Annotated in this window: 17 protein-coding genes; 5 read left to right on the top strand and 12 right to left on the bottom strand. The window is 61.5% G+C overall.

Annotated elements, in window-relative coordinates:
- Window positions 1-24: 24 nt before the first annotated feature.
- The gene (locus tag ACI3L3_RS08495) at window positions 25-1,659 is read left to right on the top strand and encodes a glutamate synthase-related protein (protein ID WP_404844683.1); all 1,635 of its coding nucleotides are present in this window, start codon (window positions 25-27) and stop codon (window positions 1,657-1,659) included.
- A gap of 448 nt (window positions 1,660-2,107) precedes the next feature.
- Here the strand turns inward: ACI3L3_RS08495 and ACI3L3_RS08490 are convergent, their stop codons facing one another.
- The 9 genes from ACI3L3_RS08490 to ACI3L3_RS08450 form a co-directional block, all read right to left on the bottom strand.
- Complete coding sequence (locus ACI3L3_RS08490) at window positions 2,108-2,863, bottom strand: hypothetical protein (RefSeq protein WP_404844682.1); 756 nt, start codon at window positions 2,861-2,863, stop codon at window positions 2,108-2,110.
- Between the two features lie 20 nt (window positions 2,864-2,883).
- A complete protein-coding gene (gene amrB / locus ACI3L3_RS08485; protein ID WP_404844681.1) occupies window positions 2,884-3,693 on the bottom strand; it encodes an AmmeMemoRadiSam system protein B in 810 nt (269 codons plus the stop codon).
- Window positions 3,694-3,741: 48 nt separating this feature from the next.
- Window positions 3,742-6,891 carry a tetratricopeptide repeat protein gene (locus ACI3L3_RS08480; RefSeq protein ID WP_404844680.1) on the bottom strand — a complete coding sequence of 1,050 codons (3,150 nt, stop codon included), beginning with the start codon at window positions 6,889-6,891 and terminating at the stop codon, window positions 3,742-3,744.
- A 108-nt stretch (window positions 6,892-6,999) separates the two neighbouring features.
- The gene (locus ACI3L3_RS08475) at window positions 7,000-8,007 is read right to left on the bottom strand and encodes a sigma-54 interaction domain-containing protein (protein ID WP_404844679.1); all 1,008 of its coding nucleotides are present in this window, start codon (window positions 8,005-8,007) and stop codon (window positions 7,000-7,002) included.
- 190 nt (window positions 8,008-8,197) lie between these two features.
- Window positions 8,198-8,542, bottom strand: coding sequence for a flagellar basal body rod C-terminal domain-containing protein (locus ACI3L3_RS08470; RefSeq protein WP_404844678.1), 345 nt, complete (start codon window positions 8,540-8,542; stop codon window positions 8,198-8,200).
- A gap of 62 nt (window positions 8,543-8,604) precedes the next feature.
- Window positions 8,605-9,387 carry a GTP cyclohydrolase FolE2 gene (gene folE2, locus ACI3L3_RS08465; protein WP_404844677.1) on the bottom strand — a complete coding sequence of 261 codons (783 nt, stop codon included), beginning with the start codon at window positions 9,385-9,387 and terminating at the stop codon, window positions 8,605-8,607.
- A gap of 5 nt (window positions 9,388-9,392) precedes the next feature.
- Window positions 9,393-9,812, bottom strand: coding sequence for a nickel-responsive transcriptional regulator NikR (gene nikR / locus ACI3L3_RS08460; RefSeq protein ID WP_404844676.1), 420 nt, complete (start codon window positions 9,810-9,812; stop codon window positions 9,393-9,395).
- A gap of 45 nt (window positions 9,813-9,857) precedes the next feature.
- Window positions 9,858-10,538 carry a class I SAM-dependent methyltransferase gene (locus ACI3L3_RS08455; protein ID WP_404844675.1) on the bottom strand — a complete coding sequence of 227 codons (681 nt, stop codon included), beginning with the start codon at window positions 10,536-10,538 and terminating at the stop codon, window positions 9,858-9,860.
- A gap of 217 nt (window positions 10,539-10,755) precedes the next feature.
- The gene (locus tag ACI3L3_RS08450; protein WP_404844674.1) at window positions 10,756-11,193 is read right to left on the bottom strand and encodes a hypothetical protein; all 438 of its coding nucleotides are present in this window, start codon (window positions 11,191-11,193) and stop codon (window positions 10,756-10,758) included.
- A gap of 114 nt (window positions 11,194-11,307) precedes the next feature.
- Between ACI3L3_RS08450 and ACI3L3_RS08445 the strand changes: the two genes are divergently transcribed.
- Together ACI3L3_RS08445 and ACI3L3_RS08440 are read left to right on the top strand one after the other, a co-directional pair.
- Entirely contained in the window at window positions 11,308-12,033 is a 726-nt protein-coding gene (locus ACI3L3_RS08445; protein ID WP_404844673.1) for an energy-coupling factor ABC transporter ATP-binding protein, read from the top strand.
- 2 nt (window positions 12,034-12,035) lie between these two features.
- Window positions 12,036-12,803 (top strand): hypothetical protein, encoded by a 768-nt coding sequence (locus ACI3L3_RS08440; protein ID WP_404844672.1) that lies wholly within the window; start codon window positions 12,036-12,038, stop codon window positions 12,801-12,803.
- Here ACI3L3_RS08440 and ACI3L3_RS08435 read toward each other — a convergent pair.
- Complete coding sequence (locus ACI3L3_RS08435) at window positions 12,756-13,724, bottom strand: MauE/DoxX family redox-associated membrane protein (protein ID WP_404844671.1); 969 nt, start codon at window positions 13,722-13,724, stop codon at window positions 12,756-12,758. The genes ACI3L3_RS08440 and ACI3L3_RS08435 overlap by 48 nt on opposite strands.
- Window positions 13,721-14,233: a rhodanese-like domain-containing protein gene (locus tag ACI3L3_RS08430; protein ID WP_404844670.1), complete on the bottom strand. Its 513-nt coding sequence runs from the start codon at window positions 14,231-14,233 to the stop codon at window positions 13,721-13,723. The genes ACI3L3_RS08435 and ACI3L3_RS08430 overlap by 4 nt, the downstream gene beginning before the upstream one ends.
- A gap of 129 nt (window positions 14,234-14,362) precedes the next feature.
- On the opposite strand from ACI3L3_RS08430, the gene ACI3L3_RS08425 reads away from it, so the two are divergent.
- The gene (locus tag ACI3L3_RS08425; protein ID WP_404844669.1) at window positions 14,363-15,238 is read left to right on the top strand and encodes a rhodanese-like domain-containing protein; all 876 of its coding nucleotides are present in this window, start codon (window positions 14,363-14,365) and stop codon (window positions 15,236-15,238) included.
- A gap of 88 nt (window positions 15,239-15,326) precedes the next feature.
- Here ACI3L3_RS08425 and ACI3L3_RS08420 read toward each other — a convergent pair whose 3' ends face one another.
- The gene (locus ACI3L3_RS08420; protein ID WP_404844668.1) at window positions 15,327-16,115 is read right to left on the bottom strand and encodes a TlyA family RNA methyltransferase; all 789 of its coding nucleotides are present in this window, start codon (window positions 16,113-16,115) and stop codon (window positions 15,327-15,329) included.
- A 194-nt stretch (window positions 16,116-16,309) separates the two neighbouring features.
- On the opposite strand from ACI3L3_RS08420, the gene ACI3L3_RS08415 reads away from it, so the two are divergent.
- Window positions 16,310-19,207 carry a cache domain-containing protein gene (locus ACI3L3_RS08415; protein WP_404844667.1) on the top strand — a complete coding sequence of 966 codons (2,898 nt, stop codon included), beginning with the start codon at window positions 16,310-16,312 and terminating at the stop codon, window positions 19,205-19,207.
- Window positions 19,208-19,258: the final 51 nt, after the last annotated feature.

Raw genomic sequence — 19,258 nt, 5'->3', positions numbered from 1 at the left:
ATTTAAGCATTTCATGGAGCTGATATGACGCAGTGGTCGAAAAACAATGATGTTCTTGGCTCTGTCAACCGTGGCAACGCCATCGAGTCCGGTCTGTGCACGCTGTGCCGTGCGGACTGCAAGGGCAAGTGCGAAACGTGGCTGTCCAGCCTTAAGGGCCGCCAGATGCTCTACCCGCGCGACTTCGGCGTGGTGACCGCCGGCAGCGGCAACACCACCCACGTTGGCGTTTCGTACAACTCGCTGCGCGTTCAGGGCACCAACTATGGCGCCGCTGCCGGTGGGGACAAGGCCGCGTGTGGCGACTGTCTGTTCACGGACGTCTCTCTGGAGACGACCTTCGGCAACGAGGTAAAGACCACGTCCCGCGTGCCCTTCATGACGGGCGCTCTCGGCTCCACCTTTATCGCCGCCAAGTACTGGGACAGCTTTGCCATTGGTTGCGCCCTGGTGGGCATTCCCATTGTTGTGGGCGAAAACGTTGTGGGTGTGGACCGCGCCTCCCAGCTGCAGGACGGCCGCATCACCAGCGCCCCCGAGCTGGAACGCCGCATCGACACCTACCTGCGCTACTACGACGGCTACGGCGCCATCATCGTACAGCTCAACGTTGAGGACGCCCGCAACGGTGTGGCCGAGTACCTGGCCGAGAAGTACGGCAACAAAGTTGTAGTGGAACTCAAGTGGGGTCAGGGCGCCAAGAACATCGGCGGCGAAATTGAAGTCACCAGCCTTGAGTACGCCCGCTTCCTCAAGCAGCGCGGCTACCTCGTGGATCCCGATCCCGAGCGCCCCGAAGTGCAGGAAGCCTTCAAGAGCGGCTCCATCCACTCCTTTGCCCGCCACAGCCGCCTTGGCTACACGCACCTCAACAGCTATGAGCAGGTGCATGAAGAGTTCATGCACACCGTGGAATACCTGCGCAAGCTGGGCTTCAAGCGCATCACGCTCAAGACTGGCTCCTACGGCATGGAAGGCCTCGCCATGGCCATCAAGTTCGCCACGGAAGCCAAGCTGGACCTGCTGACCATGGACGGTTCCGGCGGCGGCACTGGCATGAGCCCGTGGAATATGATGGAATCGTGGGGCGTTCCCTCCATCCTGCTGCACGCCAAGGCGCATGAATATGCCTCTATCCTCGCGGCCAAGGGCCACAAGGTTGTGGACATGAGCTTTGCTGGCGGCTTTGCCAAGTGCTCCAACATCTTCAAGGCCCTCGCCCTTGGCGCGCCGTACACCAAGATGGTGTGCATGGGCCGCGCCATGATGATTCCGGGCTTCCTCGGCTCCAACATCGAAGGCGTACTGCGCCCCGAGCGCCGCGAAGCCGTGTGTGGCAACTGGGACAAGCTGCCCTCCACGGTCAGCGACCTCGGCTCCACCGCAGAGGAAATCTTCGCGGGCTACCACGACGTGGCGCAGAAGGTGGGCAAGGACGAAATGCAGAACATCCCCTATGGCGCAGTGGCCATGTGGGGCCTGGTGGACAAGCTGTCCGCCGGACTCCAGCAGCTGCTGGCCGGTTCCCGCAAGTTCGCCCTTGACGAAATCACCCGCGGCGACATCGCCTCCGCCAACCGCGAGACCGAGCGTGAAACGGGCATCCCCTTCATCACCGACGTGCAGGACGAAATGGCCAAGCGTATTCTCAACAGCTAGGCCGCCCGCACATCAGACGCAATCCAAACAGCGCCCCGCAGACTTTGTCTGCGGGGCGCTTTGTATTTCGGACGCCGAGCGCCGGCCCAAGCTCATCCGCAGGCATCGCACACGCCCCACTTGATGGAAACTGTCCCGCTCCTCTGCCTGAGTAGCCCCCTCCCCTCACGGGACCACGCAACTCGCCGAAGCGTGACCACACTTCGGCCCACAGCACGTCGTACATTTCGCGCTGCTTTTGTGTGACATAACGAGAGCCGTAAGCACTTCCCGCGCCGCCCATCACCTTCGACCTCCGCCGCTCCGACGCCTCATATCCCCCGCTCCATTGCCCTTTCCCCAGCCGCCGCGCGTTCACCTCTCCTTGACGCAGGGCCACATAAAAAAAGCGCGGCGGTCATGACTGACCACCGCGCTCTGCACAGGTCTCAAATTGGGAAAGGAGCGACTATTTGCCGTCCTTCTCACCCATCTCGGAGGCCGCGACGGGCACCGTGTAGGAATGGATGCTCCCGCCATCACGCACGATAAGGCGCACGGCATTAATCTGGCGTTCCGCCGGGAAGTAGAGATACCCCACACGGGTGTACTCCGCCGGGACCGGCTCATCATTCCAGCCGTACTGGTCCAATTCGCGCCGGATAACGCGCTTCAGGTCGCGTTCGGAGGACGCGTACACGCCGCCAGCGCCGCCGACCAGCGCGCCGCCTGCCGCGCCAATAGCCGCGCCCTTCCAAATATTGTCGCCACCGCCAATGGTACCGAGAAGCGCGCCAAGCCCGGCACCAAGGAAGGAGCCAAGCGCCGCGGTCTTGCCCGCGTTGGACGCCGTATTGGAGAAGGTTTCGGAGGCAAAGACGAGGCGCGTGGCCTCTTCAAGATTGTAGGCAAGGTACTCGCCGTCCACACCCTTGCCGCGCGCTTCTTCCACGCGCACCACGGGGCTGGCGTCGCCCTTATTATGAAAAACGAGGAATACCGGCGCCAAACCGGCATCGGCATAGTCCATGCCCTGCCCAAAATGCTCGTAGGCAACGGCGGCAATATCCCACTGTGGCGTGGTCACCGCGCCGGAAACCGTGGCCGGATTCACAACCCGGCGAGGCTGGGGCAAAGGCTTTGTGGGCTGGCAGCCCACCACAAGAGTAAATGCAAGCACCAGAAGCAGAATCTTCGCCGCCCCCGGCCGCAAAGCAGAAATCATGGTCACACTCCTTGCACCACTTAGGATGCCAGTATTCCGGCGTAGCCGACCACTTTGCTGTAGTCGCCCGTCACATCGCCGGAGGTCGAATAGGCCACAAGCCGGGCGCTGGTTGCGCCAAGCTCGCGCGCGAGGAAAAGACCAAGTGTCATCGGCAAAATGCCGCACATGGAAATATCCTTGGACAGAACCTCATGATACAGCGCTTCGGCGTCAAGGGCCACTGCGGCGTTCAGGGCGGATGTGTCCAGTTTTCGGGTTTCCACGTCGCTGAGAAAATGGCTCATGTCCGAGCTGACGACGATGCTGGCAGGTTTGGGATCCTGCTTGAGGGTGGCGGCAATGCTCCCGGCCACAGCCCGGAGTACATCAAGATTTGATTCCGCCACACAGATGGGGACAATTCCGGCATCCGGGCGAACCGTCCGCAGGAAGGGGAGCACAACTTCCAGCGAATGCTCGTAGGCATGCGCCACCGTATCGGCCTCCAGCGCGGTGTGACAGGCAATGACGCGCGCGGCGAGCATTTCGTCCACGGGCACCTCTCCACCGGGAATGCGCCACACCCCATCGGGCCACACGGCCAGCGGGCGGCCATTGCCCGTGTGGTTGGGACCAAGCAAAATCACGCGCGAGGCAAAGTTCGCCTCGCCCATGGTTTTGCCGCACACGCCCCCGGAAAAGGGATAGCCCGCATGCGGCACCATGGCGAGCACGGTGTGCTCCGACATTTTCCCCTCCGCGGTGGACATGCACGATGCGATGTCCTGCTTCAGGGCGTCCGGGTCATTGCTGTAGAACTGTCCGGCGACGACGGGTAGTCTATCCATACTCCCCCTCCGCCCCGCCAGCGCGCGCTGACGGGGATGCTTCCAGCGTTACTGCAACGTTGTTGCGTCTGGCTGATACTGTCGCGTGGCCTGCTCAAGACTGTCAAGCTTGAGGTCAGACGCGGCCATACGGCCATAGAGCGTATCCGGTGCGGAATCGGCCAGCTTGCCCAGCATTTCGCGCCACTTTTTGGTATCGCCAATTTTCTTGTGCAGGCCCGCCATGCGGTAATGCAAGGCGCGCAGGCTCGGGTCGCCCTCAGGGATATGCTTTTCATACTCCTGCGACCATTTCAGGGCCTCGGGCACGCGGCCGGAACGCTCGGTCACATTTACAAGAATGCGCAGAGTATCGCGAATCTTGCTCTGGTCCTCGTCCCTGCGGAGCAAGGTATCAAGGGCCTCCTGCGCGTTGTTGTAGGCAACCTTAAGCTGCCCCTTCTCCTCAGCCTCAAGGGCCATGAAGTACAGGGCGTAGGCGCGCTGGCGCTCGTCAAGTTGGCGGTCCTGCGCCAGTTCCATCCACAGGGGACGGCTCTTGTCGAGCTGGCCAAGATTCTCGTGCGCAAGGGCTTCGGCGTAGCGCAGTTCGCGGCGATGGTCCGGGGAAAGCTCCCACTGCTTCACGGCGTCTGCGGTCTCCAGCACCTTTTCCCATGCCTGATTTTCCAGATACACGGACAGGGCAAGGCTCATCGCCATTTCCGAGGCTTCGGGAATCTGCGCCTGTTTCAGGAACGGCGTCACGATATCCAGCGCGCGCTCGGGATTGCCGCGCTTCCAGAAACTAAGGGCCAATGCCATACGCGCACCGGGAGAAAGCTGCTCGCGCTGTTTGCGCAGGAAGTCGTTTTCCTCCCACAGCTTAATGATCATGGGATAGTTTTCCTCGCGCACCAGCGGTTCAACAAACTGACTAAAGGATTGCAGGCCCACGTCCATGGCGCGGGGGAGCAGTTTGTTCTCCGGGTACTTCTCGGCGAAGGCCCGCGAAGAGGCGATGGCGTCGAGGTATTTCTTGTTCCACATCTCCCAGATGCCGCGCTTGAGGTGCGCCAGCGGCGCAAGCGCGCTCTCCGGGTGGTCCGCGATGATTTCGTTGTAAATCTCGGACGGCTTCAGGTTCAGCGGCTTGTCAAAGATACTGTACATCTGCTCCACGGTGGGTGCGTCGTAGATGCCTTCCTCGGCAAGGCGCATCTTGGAAATCAGCCCGCCCTCGCGGTCCGGGAACTCGGTGACGGCCTTCTGGTACACTTCACGCGCGGCGGCGGGCTTGTCCGTCTTGACGTAGATGTCGCCAAGGCGGGCAAGGATGATGTCCGCGTCATCGCCCTTGGGGTCGATGTTGTAATACGACCAGTAGTAGTCCTTGGCGGCCTCGAAGTTATCCACCTGATAGGCGGCGTCGCCCTGCAACTGCAGGAACGGCGGGAACTCGATATAATAGCGCGGCCAGCGCTTTTCGATAAAGTCCACAATCTGGAAGGCCTGCTTGTCGTAGCCCAGCTCCTTGAGGGAGCGGGCCAGACCAAGGGAAGCCTCGCGCACGAACTGGCTGTCCGGGTAGACTTGGACAAGATACTGAAACTCGTCCGCAGCGCGCTGATAGTTCTTGTTTTTGAAATAGTAGTCACCCCAGTAATAATAGGTCAGGGGGACGTTCAGGTCGTTGGGGTACTTTTTGCGCAGGCGGTTAAAAAACGCCGTCGCTTCGGGGATATTGCCAACCTTGAGATTCAGCACGCCGCGCTTGAGGAGCGCTGTAGGCACGCGCTGGGAGTCCAGGTTGGAGTTCATGGCGGTTTCGTACGCGCCGTTAATTTCGTCAAAGTGGCTTTCCAGCTCGCCCGTATGCTTGCTGTAGAGCACATCGGCCTTCATATAGAGCGCTTCCTCGCGCATATCGTCGGGCACGCGGGTGTCGCGGGTCAGAATATCAAGCTGTTCCAGCGCGGCGTCATACTCACCCATGCTTTGGGCCGTCTGCGCCCCCAGCATTACTTCCTCAAAGTCCGGCGTCTGCGTCGCATTGGTACCGTTGGTGGCGTTGGCCTCGTCCGGGGTTACTTCCCCTTCGGCCACGACCGTTTCCTCCGGCTGCTCGGGCGATTCCGGTTCGGGCTGCACTTCCGGCTCGGGCTGCGGCTCTTCGGCGACGGGCTGCGGCAGCGCGTCCGAAGCCGCCCTCACGCCGGACATGTCATCCTCAGGCGCGCTAAGGGGAGTGGCGTCGGCCTTGGAACCACGGTTCACCTTGGCGCGAACGGCCCACGGCATGGACTCGTCACGCAGAAAATCGGCAACCTTTTCGCGCACGCCGGTGCCGTTGGCCTTCTGCTCCACCCGCTGCGACGGTGTCTTGGCGGCGGCGGAGACCTGCGGTTCTGGCGTGGCGGTGGTATTGGATGCCACAGGACGGCGCACAGCCTGAGGAGTCGTCAGCTTCTGACGCACCTCGGGGACGCCCTGCCCCTTCACCACCCGGCCACGAAAGACATTGCCGGAGTCCTTGGCCGCGTCGTCGCCCCTGTCCACGCGTTGGGACATGGACTTCGACTCGGTCTGATTGGACGCGGCGGCGCGGGAAGGAGTGGTGGCATTGGCCTGAGTGGCATTGGTGCGGGATGGGGCGGCGGTACGGTTCCCCGTCGCGTTGGTCTGTGGCGCGGCGGCGCGGCGCGGCGTGGTGGCATTCACCTTCGGCGCGGTGCGCGTCGCATTTTTGGCCTTGGGGGCGGGCTTTTTAGCGGGCGCAGGCGCTTTGGCCTGCGGCGCATCGGCCCCTGCGCGCGGCGTCCACCGCGCGCCCAGCGGGTCCGGGAACACGTCCACCACAAGGCGCGGCGGGTTTTCCAGCGTGAAGGCCACATACCCAAAGGCATCGGTCTTCAGCCCAAGGGTTGCCCCGTCCGGCTTTGGGGTGACGCTTCCCACAATGTTTGCCCCGCCAAGGTCCGGGCGGCCCCCGGTAACGGAGTCCATACCCTCCGGCGCGGCAACAGTCAGACTGCGCTTGCCGGTACGGACAACGTCATACTTTGGCAGGGTGTCTGGAAAGGTAAAGACGACGCGTTCCTTATCCGGGTGAAGCCCGAAGGAATACGACACGGCCCGGCCGGATGCCGGGAAACAAAGCCCCGCAAGGCTTGCCAGCAAGAGGATGCAGAACAGGCTGCTAGTAGTACGAACGCTCACGACAACTCTTTATGCAACAACCATGCAAAACGCTTACAAATGCGTCCTGCACGATATGTCTTTGCCACGGGAAGCCCCAATCGGCGGGGACCGCTGACAGTCACAGGATTACAGGCCTTTCTTCTTCAACTTTTCGATGAGCGTCGTCCGCTTGATGCCGAGAATCTCGGCAGCCCGGTTTTTGACGCCATCGGCCTGTCCCAGGGCCTCCACCAGCAGCTTTTCCTCCACCTTGTCCAGGAAGGCCTTGAGGTCAAGGTCCTTGTCCACAAGGTCCTGCACCTGCGGCCATGCAAAGCCGGCAGGCATAGCTGGGGGCATTTCCTCCATGGGGCGCTCGCGTCCGATGTCCGACCAGATTTTCTCCGGCAGGTCTTCGGGCGTGATGGTATCGCCATCGCAAAGGATGGACAGGCGCTCCATGAAGTTTTCCAGTTCGCGGATATTTCCCGGCCATGAATAGGACAGGAGCATGGCCCGCGCCTCCGGACCCAGCCTAAGCGGCGCGCAACCCTGTGTATCGGTGAAGCGTTTCAGAAAATGGTCTGCAAGCAGCGAGACGTCGTTCCCGCGCTGCCGCAATGGCGGCAGGTGCAAAGGAATGACGTTGAGACGGTAGAACAGGTCCTCGCGGAAGTTTCCCTTGTTGACTTCGTCCTCAAGGTCGCGGTTGGTGGCGGCAACGATGCGCACATCCACCTGTTGGGTTTTGCTTCCGCCAACGCGCTCGAACTCGCGCTCCTGCAATACGCGCAGGATTTTCACCTGCAAAGAGAGGTCTAATTCGCCTATTTCATCAAGGAATATGGTGCCGCCGTCGGCCAGCTCAAACCGGCCGGCGCGCGAACGGATGGCATGCGTAAAAGCGCCCTTCTCGTGCCCGAAGAGTTCGGACTCCAGAAGTTCGCGCGGGATGGCCCCGCAGTTGATGGGGACGAAGGGCTTGTCCGCCCGTTTGCTGTTGGCATGGAGTGCGCGAACCAGCAGTTCCTTACCGGTTCCGGATTCACCCGTGACAAGGACCGTACTTTCGGTAGGGGCGACCTTGGCGAGCACCCCGAAGACTTTCTTCAGGGCCGGGCTTTGTCCTATGATACCACTCTTAACGATATCCATTGATCCTCCACATGAGCCCCGGTTGCCGGTCCCCCCTCTGACAAGCACCGGAAACAACGCGTAAAGACACACGCTATCAGCATATTGCTGTCAATACACTGACGCAAAGTCAAGAAAACTTTTAGAAAACCAGGACACACGTATGCCGAATACTGGCTACTGACGGTATTTTGTCAGCATTTTCGGCATCTCACACTTGATTATCAAGAAGCGTACCAAGCATTTCGTCCTGTGTGCGAACAACAGCAGCGGACGCTTCAAAGGCCCGCTGGTTGGACATGAGCGTGGTCATTTCCACGGCTAGGTCCGTCTGCGATGGGGCTGGGGACGGCAGGACGCCGCCCGCGGTGGGCACGGCACTGCCCTCCTGGCTGATGTCTGCAACGGCGACGCCGGAATAGTCCGGGCGTTCCTCAAAGTCCGTGCGCGAGGGCATGAACTCCTCGGTATTCACATTGGCAATATTGTTCGCCGTCACGGCCTGCGCCGTGGAGAACGCACTGAGAGCTGACTGGGCTGTGCCTAGCACTTTCATGGGAAAACCATCCTTTTCGGGTCACGAGGGCACACGAAGACCCCTCGCTGTCTATCAGGTTCTCACAAGTCGTTGTCCATTTCAATAATGGCATACGCGCTGTGATTGTGAATAGACTCCTGGCTCTCCACCTCGACCTTAAACCACGACACCTGCTCCAGCTGGCGCAGTTCGTGCGCCGCCGCGCGCACCACGTCTTCTACGAAGGCGGGGTTGGCGAAGGCGTCGTCCGTTACGCGGCGCTCATCTTCCCTCTTGAGGAGCGCATAAACCGGGGACGACCCGGCGCGTTCGGCAATGCCGATAAGGTCTTCTATCCACACCATACCCTGCGAACGAGTCCGAACCCGCACAATGGCGCGCTGGCTATGCGCCCCGCCACTTGAAATGGCAAGGGAGCACGGGCACACCGTCATAACAGGTACATCCACACCCAGTTCGAAGGTCAGATTCCCATTGTCCAATTCGCCTACCAGGCTGCACTGGTAGTCCATTGGTGCCGCGGTTCCCGTCTCCGGCGCATTGCGCAGAAGAAAGTACGGAAACCGAAAGATCAGGTGCGCACGCTCGGCTTCCAGCCGGGTCCGCACATCCCCCAGCAGGCGCATAAAGCTGGCATAGTCCAGCTCCTCGCTCCACTCTTTGAGCGCTTCGATGAAGCGGCTCATGTGCGTACCCTTAAAGCGTGCTGGCAAATCGACGGAAAGGTCGACCTGCGCCACGGTATGCTGCACCTCGCCCTTGTTGTCCCGGTTTTTTACCAGAACGGGCAGGCGCAAATTCTTCACGCCGACTCGGTCGATGGGCAACGCCACATCGGCCGGGCCGCTTTGTACATCCTTCATTGGGTCTATACCAAGTCCTGTCCGGTAGTAGTCAGGCTCAGCTTGCCGTGCTTGACGCCCTTGGTCGAAGCCAGCCGCTGGCCGAGGCTGCGGATTCTGTCCGCAGGGCCTTTGAGGACGAGCACCTCAAGGCAGTTGTGATGGTCCAAATGGACATGCAGCGTTGAAAGAATAAGCTCATGCGCCTCGTGCTGCAACTCCGTAAGACGCTGGGAAAGGTTGCTCTGGTGGTGGTCATAGACCATGCTGAGCGTTCCGGCAACTTCCCTATCGGACTCTTCCCACTCTTTCTTTACCAGCGTGTTACGAATGAGGTCGCGAATGGCCTCGGAACGTGTTTGGTAGCTGTGCTCTTCGCAATGCTTGTCGAACTTGTCCAGCAGGTCGGAATCAAGCGAGACACCAAAACGGATCGTCTTTCCCATTGCGTCCTCCGAAATGATCGGGGTTTTCATACCAGACCGTTATGGTCAAGCATTTTTCGTTATTTCAAGGATATGCACGGTCACGGGGTGGCCTTCCCACTGCATGGTTTCGGTGACCACGCGCCTAAAGCTCCAGCCCAATTCTCGCACGGCGCGTTCAAAGGGCTTCGCAACAGCGCGGCCGGGTTCTGCAATCCATGCCACGCCATCCGCCGCCAGAGTGTGGTCCAAAAAATCCGTCACCGCGCCGATGAAGCGCTTTTCGTAAATAATATCCCCGGCCCAGATAAAGTCCGCCGCCCCGGCCGCGCACGCGGCGGAGCGCCAGTCCATCTGCACCCACAAGGGCTGGCTGACGCCATTAAGCGGCGCATTGCCGTGGGCAAAGACCAACGGCTCATATTCATAATCAAAGGCCAAAACCCGCGCGCCGTACAACGCGCCCACAAGGGCGGTCAGCCCAAGGCCGCACCCCATGTCCACCCCAACGCGGCCCGCGATGCGCTCGCGGTTTTGCGCCAGCCAGTTGGCCAGCACCACGCTGGAGGGCCACAGTTCGGCCCAATAGGGCAGGCGCTCGTCCTGTCCAAAATCGTCCTCGCCAATGCTCTCCCACAGTGTTTCGAGGTCGGCGGTGCGCTCAATAAGCCACGTCCGCCCTGCCGCCGTCACCTCAAGGCGCTGGCGCGGTCCATTCACATCAATGTGGGGGGTTTTGTCCTGCATAATCGTGTCACTTCCTTACAAACGTGGGATGCAGCAATTATTGCGCTCCACTCCACGTCCGGCGCTACACCCGCAGTAACACGATGTCAATAGAGCTGGCATACAAAGCACCATTTTTCACACGCAGAATATGACACCCTGCGCCGAAAACGTAAGGATTTCGTCCTCTGGCGGGCACCTGCGGGACACGTGTGGGTTGGAGAGGGCCTCACATAATTTAATATGGCGTGGAGCGCAATATCAGCACGCCCGTAGACGCCTGACACAGGGCAAGCGCAACCAGCAGGACCATGCACAGCCCATGAAACACAGGGATAAGGAGACGCTTGGCACGGCGCACATGCATCAGCCAGCCCGCGCCGCCGCCCAGAACGAGCAGCGGCAGGATGTACCAAACCGCATTCACGAAGTGCCACCCCGTGCTGCCAATTTCGCCGGTGCGGTGCCACGCAAAATACATCCCACCCGGCATACCAAGCAGCATACCCAGCACAACCAACGCGCCAAGAAAAACGTGCCGTCCGTACGCGAAGCGCGTCTTGTGGCCCAAATGCAGCATTCTCGCGCGCTGCGTTCCCGTATAGAATACATACAGGGCCACAAGAATGAGCACGCCCATAAGAGCCGGATGAAACATGTGAAGCAGCTGATGCATGGTGCCTCCAGAAATCGTTCCGCCCCCGCGCTTGAAGGCCCACACCGGGCTGGACTGGGGCCGGGGCATGTGCAACTGTCTGTTCGCCCTATGACTTTAAGCGAGACTACCATAATGATAACAATCCACAACGTCTGCTTCAGCTACAGTGGCGCCCCGGCCACGCTTCAGGATATTTCCCTGTCCATCCCGGCGGGCAGCATCGTGGTGCTTGCCGGGGCCAACGGCTCGGGCAAGACCACCCTGCTTTCCCTGCTGGCGGGGCTGCTGTCGCCCCAATCGGGGAGCATTACGCGCGGCCCCATCACCACGCCCGGCGACGAAAAAGCCTTCCGGCGCAGCGCCGGACTGCTGCTGCAGGACGCAGACCTGCAAATTCTCGGCTCCACGGTGGAGGAAGACCTCCTCCTTGGCGGCACTGGTCCCCAGCGGCGAGCCGCCGCCCATGCTATGGCCCAGCGCTTTGACGTCCTCCAGCAATGGCAGACCCCGGTTCAGCACCTGTCTTGGGGGCAAAAGCGCAAGCTGTGCCTTGCGGCAACACTCCTGCGCGAGCCGGAATTCCTGCTCCTTGACGAGCCCCTCAGCGGGCTGGACTACCCCGGAATGCGCGAAATGCGCAAACTGATTGAAGACAGCAAAGAGGCCGGACTCACGCAGATTATCACCTCGCATGACCTTGCCCCGCTGGTGGACCTCGCCGACATCATCGCCGTGATGCACTGCGGAAGACTGGTGCGCGCCGGACGCCCGGAAGAGGTGCTGGACGGCATTGCGGAATATGGCGTGCGCCCGCCGGACTGCTGGACCATGGACCGCACCCTGCGGCGGTGGGAATAGCTATGCAGGACGGCAAACGCCTTGCGCCCACAGCCGCCGCGCCCCAAGCCAGCGCCACACATGGCGGCCCCGCCCAGCCGCCCCACTTCGTGCTGGACCACCGGGTCCGCATTCTGCTGGCCCTTGGCTTTGGTCTGCTTGTTCTTCACGCCGGGGTGGTGGGCCTTGGCGCTTTTGCCGTGGCCGCCGGAGCATTGACGGTGCTTCTCAGCCGCCGGTCTGCGGCTGACCTGCGGCTGACCGCCGCGGCTGTAATCTTTGTAGGACTGTGGACCGTGGTGAAGTGTGCTGTGGAACTCTGGAGCGGCGCGTCCGTTGCCACCGCCTTGACGGACAGCGCTCTGCTTGGCCTGCGGCTGGGGCTGCTGATTCTGGTGGGGCTGTGTCTTGCGCTGTCGTCTTCGCCGCGTAAGCTGGGGCTGGCCTTAGCGTGGATGCTGCGCCCGGTACTTGGCCGCCGCGCATGGAGCGTCGCCCTCGCCCTTGCGCTCATGATCCACTTTTTGCCGCTGACGTGGCAGACCTTTGACCGCCTGCGCCAGACCATGCGCCTGCGCGGGACCGGCCTGCCATGGCGACAGCGCCTCATCCTGCTCCCACAAGCCGCGCTCCGCGCCCTCAGCCAAAAGACATGGAACCAGACCATCGCCATTGCCTCGCGCGGTCTGGACGAAGAAGCGGCGTGGCGGGAACCTTTCCCAGCCAACGCCGCTCATTGGTGCTTAGGAAGCGCCGCCCTTCTTGCCGGGTTCTTCCTCGCCCGGCTGTGACGACTCCGGCCCGGCCGACGGCGCGCGGGGAGCGGACTCCTCCGCATCAGGTTCTGCATCTGATTTCGCGTCTGTCTCGGCATCTGATTCAGCGTCTGGTTCAACGCCTGTCGCGGCAGACGCTTCCCCCAGCGCGATGGGTTCAGCGGCGGATTCGGCCTGTGGCGAAGCACCTGCCGCATCGCCACCCTCTACGGCACCATCAGCATCCACAGCGCGTTCGGCATCCCCAAACCGGGGAGCGGTTGAAGCGGATTCGCCAAGGGGCGTATAACCAGCGGGGAATGCGCCGCCATCTGCGGCCACGCCACCAGTCTGCGCGTCCTGCGGCGTGCTGGTGAGCGTGGCCCACGGGTCATCCTTCTGCGCCGTCTCAGCCCCAACCTCAAGCATTCCGTCCACAGCGCCCGAGGGGGCCGCATACGGCGCATCCAGCGTGGCGAGGGTTTTGCCGCGGCGCTGGGCACGGCGGATGTCGCGCTGCAAGCGGTGCGAGCGCACCTCAGCCGCGTGCTCCACAAAGCTGCGCCACATCACAAGGATGGACAAAACCAGCAGGGCGGTATCGCGCCAGACCGAGTACATCATCTCGCCCTTGGCGTCTGGGCGCACGGAAAAGCAGCCGCAACTGATGTCCAACCCGCGGGAGACGTTATACCACATGATAATGATGAACACCGTCAGCATGCCCGTGATGAGCACGGACGCACCACGCACGGCCACGCCGCACACAAGGGCCGCGCCGCACACAAATTCCAGCCATGGCAGCACCATGGCCACAGGGTTGATGGCCACGGGCGGCAGAATTTGATAATTCTGCACCACCTGCGCAAACAGGCCCGGCTCCAGTATCTTCATGACGGACGCGGCCATGAACACCACGCCAAGGACGATGCGTCCAAAGTCTTCCACTCTGCTCATTCGCTCTGCTCCACGTCGCCCTGAACGTCCTGCCAGCCTTTGAAACCGGCCTCGTAGATCAAAATATTGGTGTAGCCCAGCATCCGCAGATTCTCGCCCAGTTCGTGGCTCATCATACAGCTTGCGGAGCTGCAATAAATGACAAGGGTGGTGTCGTCCTCAGGCGCGCCGAGCACGGCCTCCACCTCATCGGCGAACATGCCGGGGGCAATGTTCACCGCGCCGGGGATGTGCCCAGCCTCGTAATCCTCAAGAAAACGGGCGTCCACAAACAGCGCGTCCTGCTCGGCGTACAGCCGCAGGGCCATATCGGTCCCAATGGTGCCAAGCTCCTGCCGCTCCGGCAGTTGGTCCGCACTCTCCACGGCAAGCTCCGGCCGCAGGGGCTGGCGCTCCCACGTCAAGCCCTTGGGGTGATGGTCGCTTAGGAGATGCGCGGCAACCACGGACAGCACAAGCAGCGCCACCATCTCATATACAAAGGTAATCTTCGGAGAAAACAGTCGCATTTCGCCTCAACTTGTCTGAACTCTTGCGGTTTTATCACGGAACCGGGAAATACTGCGTCACACACGCCCGATCATCAAGTCTTTTCTCCGGTTTTGCATGCGGGTGCTGTGCATGATAGCATACAGCCTATGTTTCTCATCAAACTCATAGGCGGAATACGCAAAATGCTCTCCCAGTACAAGGACATGTCCCCAGACGAGGCCCGCGCCTACATGGCGTCCAATGCCCAAGGGACCTACACCCTCCTCGATGTCCGGCAGGACTGGGAATATGAAGAGGAGCACCTGCCGGGAGCGCTGCATATCCCCCTGCCCCGCTTGGGCGAGACCCTGCACACCATCCCGCACGACAAACCCGTCATCGCCTATTGCCACTCCGGCGGACGCAGCTCTGCGGCTGCCAGCATGCTCCGCGGCGAAGGCTTTGGCGAGGTGTACAACCTTGTCGGCGGCATCGCGGCGTGGACAGGCGAGGGCGCGGTAGGCCCAGCCAGCGCGGGATTTGTATTCTTCAGCGGCGACGAAACACTGTCGGAAATCATCGCCCTCGCCTGCCGCATGGAGGAAAACCTCGGCGAGTTCTACCAGCGCATGGCCAAGGACAAACGCGCCGAAGCGCCAGAAGTCGCAGACACCCTTGAACGCCTGGCAGGCTTCGAGGCCAAGCACAAGACGTGGCTCCTCACCGTCTACCGCCAGCATACCGGCGAGGAATTGGACCAAAGCCAGCTTACGGCGTCCGCCCAGCAGCGCGATGCGCCGCCCCTTGAAGGTGGCCTGACCGCCGATGAATTCATTGAGCGCAACATGCCTGCGCTCACCTCGGCACAGGGCGTTGTGGAAGCCGGCATGATGTTTGAGGCGCAGGCGCTGGACCTCTACATGCGCTACGCCCGCGAGGCAGGCGTGCAGGAATCGCGCGAGTTGCTCCTCACCCTCGCCGATGAGGAAAAGCGCCACCTCAAGGCACTTGGCACCCTCATGGACCGCATGCAGCCCGCCTGACGCCACATCCACCCATTGCAGACACAAAACGGCCCCGCAGGACAGACCTGCGGGGCCGTTTGACGGTGCGGCCTTGGCGGCGCTGCCGTTACGCGTCCGTCTTTTCAGGCGCGGCTTCGGCGGCGTCCACAGGGCGGCGCATATAAATGATATATTCCTGATTGCCCTTGGGGCCTTTGATGCGTGAGGGGATAACGCCGACAAACTCCAGCCCCATATCCGCCACCAGCGCATGGACAACCTTGTCCACGGCCTGCTGACGCAGGCGCTCGTCCTTGACCACACCCTTAACGGTCTGCGACGCGCCAACCTCAAACTGCGGCTTGACGAGGGCGGCAATCTCGCCGCCGGGCTTCAAAAACCGCACACTCGGGCCCATGACTTTAACCAGCGAGATGAACGACACATCCGCCACAATCATGTCCACAGGTTCGGGGAGGAGGTCATCGGGGGCAAGGCGCATATTGGTACGCTCCATGTTGACCACGCGCTCATCAGTGCGGAGCTTGGCATCAAGCTGGCCGTAGCCCACATCCACGGCGTAGACGCGCGCCGCGCCGTGCTGGAGCAGGCAATCCGTGAACCCGCCCGTGGACGCGCCAACGTCCAGCGCAACCTTGCCCTCGCAGGACAGGCCAAAGTGCTCAATAGCGGTGAGCAGCTTATGCGCCCCGCGCGAGACAAAACGGTCCGCGCCCTTCACGGACAGTTCGGCGTCCTCGGCCAACTGCTGGCCGGGTTTGGACACAGGCTCCCTGCGGCCGTCCAGTTCAATAAAAACCTGACGCGCCATGATGAACCGCTTCGCTTTCTCGCGGCTATCGGCCAATCCCTGCTGGAACACGAGCTGGTCGGCCCGTACTTTCTTCTTTGCCATACATTCTTCGCACGTTGATGTTAATCGGTCCGCGCTCTCATTGCACAGACAGCGCCGGAGGGCAAGTGCGCGGCAGTATCGTGCGCTTTGCCGCGTCTATTTGCCATAGCCGCTTCCGTGCTTTATCACTATGACATGAGGTAGGCGATTTGCATACGCCGTCCTGCGGCTCACCCTCCAGCCCAAGTGAAACTATGGCGGCACCACATTCTGCCACGGCCCGGAGCCTGACCCGAACCATCAAGCAGCGCATGTTGCTTCTTGCCGTTGCGGCCATGGCCCTCACTGGCGGACTGTGGATATACAGTGAATACGCCATGTTTCAGGCCACCTCGCAGGAGCTGAAACAACAGCATATCCTCGAAAGCCGCCTTGTCCTGCGCGAAGAAGTCACGCAGGTGCTCGACTATATCTCCTACCAAAAAAGCACCACGGACACCCGCCTACGCCGCGCCATCCGCGACCGCGTCGATGAAGCCCACGCCATCGCCAGCCACCTGTACAAACTCAATATTGGTCCCCTTGGCCCAAAACGCACCCAAGACCTTATCCGCGAGGCCCTGCGCCCCATCCGCTTCAACTCGGGCCGGGGGTATTACTTTGCCACGGATATACACGGCGTGGAACAACTCATGCCCGTGCGGCCCGAGATGGAGCACACAAACATTCTGGGCCTGCGCGACCCCAGTGGCCGCAGTGTGGTGAAGGACCTCATCGACATTGCCGCCACCAAGGGGCAAGGATTCTACAGCTACCTGTGGCCAAAGCCCGGAAAACCAGCCAGCCCGGAACCCAAAATAGCATACGTGAAGCTGTTCCAGCCCCTTGGCTGGATTCTTGGCACCGGCGAATACCTGGAAAACGTGGAGCAGGTCATCAAGGCGGAGACGCTGGACCGCATAGAGCGCATCCGCTTTGACGAAACGGGCTACGTCTTCGCGCTGGATATGCACGGCATCATGCTGGCCAACGGCGCGGAGCCAAGCCTTGCCGGAAGGTCCATGAACGCCACCACAGACGAAGACGGGCGTCCCCTCATCCCACAGGTCATCCGCGCCGCAACATCTCCGGGCGGCGGTTTTTTGCGGTACGTATGGGAGAAGCCCGCAGGTCCGGGACGCTACCCAAAGCTGACGTATTTTCTGCACGTGCCGCAGTGGAACTGGATTCTTGGCGCCGGGGTGTACCTCGACGACCTCGACAGCGCCATGGTCGCCATGGAAGCCGACCTGCGCGCCGACATCCGCGACCGCGTCTTGACCATCGGGGCCATCATGGCCGTGCTTCTCATCAGCATCACCATCATCGTCCGGGTGCTGACCGCCCGGCTCAACAGCAGCTTTGCCGCACTGACCAACTTCTTCCGCGAGGCCGCATCAGGTGCCGCCTACATTGACCCGGACGCCATGGTCTTTGACGAATTCCGCCAACTGGCCGCCCCGGCCAACGAGATGGTCCGAGAACGTTCCACCGCCCTTGCGGAGTTGGCGAAAGCGCACAGCGAACTGGAAGAACGCGTCCGCACCAAAACCGCCAAGCTCCGCCAAATGAACAACGACCTCCTCCAGCGCGAGGAGCTGTTGCGCGTGACCTTCAACTCCACTGGGGACGGGCTGCTGGTGACGGATACGGCGGACTACATCATCAAGACCAACCCCCGCTTTCATGAACTGTGGGGCATCCCCCCAAGCGACGCCCCCTCTGGCTTCAGCGTCCGGCGTGTGCGCGAGCGCATTGCCGAGCAATTGACGGTGCCCCCGCAGTGGCCCCGCCCCACCGCGACCACAGTGGACGCCGCCCTCTTTGACGAACTCATCTGCACGGATGGGCGCATCATAGAGCGCGCCACCTACCCCCTCGTCAATGCGGACGCTACGCTGGGCACCATTTACAACTTCCGCGACATCACGGAAAAAAGGCGGGCCGAGGGCGAACTCAGCCGCCTGCGCCTGCTGCTGGGCAACATTGTGGACTCCATGCCCTCGGTGCTGGTGGCCGTGGACGAGTTTGAACGCATCATCCAGTGGAACCGCGCCGCACAGGACTATACGGGCATCGACATGCAGGGGGCACTTGGCGAGAAGTTGGACGACATCCTCCCGGCCATGACGGGGCATATGCCCATGGTGCGCCACGCCATCCATCAAAAGGAACCACAGCACACCCCGCGTCTCGTCCATGTTGCGGACGGCGAACAGCGGTTTTACGACATCACCGCCTATCCACTCGGCACGGAGACGACCTCCGGCGCTGTCATCCGCATTGATGACGTCACCGAACGCGTGCGCATTGAGGATATGATCCTCGAATCCGAAAAAATGGTCTCCCTTGGCGGGCTGGCCGCAGGTATGGCGCACGAGATTAACAACCCCCTCGGCGCAATTTTGCAATCCAACCAAAATATCATCCGCCGCCTTTCTCCCAATCTGCCCGCCAATGCCAAGGCCGCCCGCGCCACCGGGGTGGACCTTGAAGCAGTGAGCGAATACCTCCACATGCGGCGCATTCCTACCTATCTGGAGGGCATTGCCGAGGCCGGCAACCGCGCGGCCACCATCGTGCGCAACATGCTCGATTTCAGCCGCCGCAACGACACCAACAAGCGCCCCTACCACCTCAGCTCCATCCTTGATGATGCCGTGGAGCTTGCGTCCAAGGACTATCAGCCCGACAAGCAATACGACTTCCGCAACATCACCATCCAGCGCGACTACGACGCGGACGTCCCCCTTGTTCACGTCAGCCGGACGGAAATTGAGCAGGTGTTCCTCAACCTGCTCAAAAACGCCGGACAAGCGCTGGCGACAAAGTCATTCGAAAACGATACGCCGCGCATTACGCTTCGTATTTCGCACGACAGCGAGCGTGTGCGTGTGGAGGTGGAGGATAACGGCCCCGGCATGGATGCGGCCCTCAAACGCCGCGTGTTCGAGCCGTTCTACACGACCAAGGAGGCCGGCGCGGGTACGGGCCTTGGGCTGTCCGTGTCGTACTTCATCGTCACCCGCAACCACGGCGGGGAATTCCGGGTGGACTCCCAGCCCGGCGAGTGGACCCGCTTCACCATCACCCTGCCCGTGGGCGGCGAATAAAAAAGGGACGCCCTCTCAGGCGTCCCCGTCATGTCGTCTCTCTGTCTTTCC

Source organism: Desulfobaculum sp. SPO524, assembly GCF_044987625.1.
Lineage (GTDB): Bacteria > Desulfobacterota > Desulfovibrionia > Desulfovibrionales > Desulfovibrionaceae > Desulfobaculum.
This window is presented reverse-complemented; position numbering and strand designations above follow the sequence as displayed.

Bases quoted from the DNA above. Each gene is read 5' to 3' on its own strand.
- ACI3L3_RS08430 (WP_404844670.1), bottom strand. From the start codon at position 14,233: ATGCGACTGTTTTCTCCGAAGATTACCTTTGTATATGAGATGGTGGCG.
- amrB (WP_404844681.1), bottom strand. From the start codon at position 3,693: ATGGATAGACTACCCGTCGTCGCCGGACAGTTCTACAGCAATGACCCG.
- nikR (WP_404844676.1), bottom strand. From the start codon at position 9,812: ATGGGAAAGACGATCCGTTTTGGTGTCTCGCTTGATTCCGACCTGCTG.
- ACI3L3_RS08415 (WP_404844667.1), top strand. From the start codon at position 16,310: ATGGCGGCACCACATTCTGCCACGGCCCGGAGCCTGACCCGAACCATC.
- ACI3L3_RS08435 (WP_404844671.1), bottom strand. From the start codon at position 13,724: ATGAGCAGAGTGGAAGACTTTGGACGCATCGTCCTTGGCGTGGTGTTC.
- ACI3L3_RS08450 (WP_404844674.1), bottom strand. From the start codon at position 11,193: ATGCATCAGCTGCTTCACATGTTTCATCCGGCTCTTATGGGCGTGCTC.
- ACI3L3_RS08495 (WP_404844683.1), top strand. From the start codon at position 25: ATGACGCAGTGGTCGAAAAACAATGATGTTCTTGGCTCTGTCAACCGT.
- ACI3L3_RS08490 (WP_404844682.1), bottom strand. From the start codon at position 2,863: ATGATTTCTGCTTTGCGGCCGGGGGCGGCGAAGATTCTGCTTCTGGTG.
- folE2 (WP_404844677.1), bottom strand. From the start codon at position 9,387: ATGAAGGATGTACAAAGCGGCCCGGCCGATGTGGCGTTGCCCATCGAC.
- ACI3L3_RS08475 (WP_404844679.1), bottom strand. From the start codon at position 8,007: ATGGATATCGTTAAGAGTGGTATCATAGGACAAAGCCCGGCCCTGAAG.
- ACI3L3_RS08420 (WP_404844668.1), bottom strand. From the start codon at position 16,115: ATGGCAAAGAAGAAAGTACGGGCCGACCAGCTCGTGTTCCAGCAGGGA.
- ACI3L3_RS08425 (WP_404844669.1), top strand. From the start codon at position 14,363: ATGTTTCTCATCAAACTCATAGGCGGAATACGCAAAATGCTCTCCCAG.
- ACI3L3_RS08445 (WP_404844673.1), top strand. From the start codon at position 11,308: ATGATAACAATCCACAACGTCTGCTTCAGCTACAGTGGCGCCCCGGCC.
- ACI3L3_RS08440 (WP_404844672.1), top strand. From the start codon at position 12,036: ATGCAGGACGGCAAACGCCTTGCGCCCACAGCCGCCGCGCCCCAAGCC.
- ACI3L3_RS08455 (WP_404844675.1), bottom strand. From the start codon at position 10,538: ATGCAGGACAAAACCCCCCACATTGATGTGAATGGACCGCGCCAGCGC.
- ACI3L3_RS08470 (WP_404844678.1), bottom strand. From the start codon at position 8,542: ATGAAAGTGCTAGGCACAGCCCAGTCAGCTCTCAGTGCGTTCTCCACG.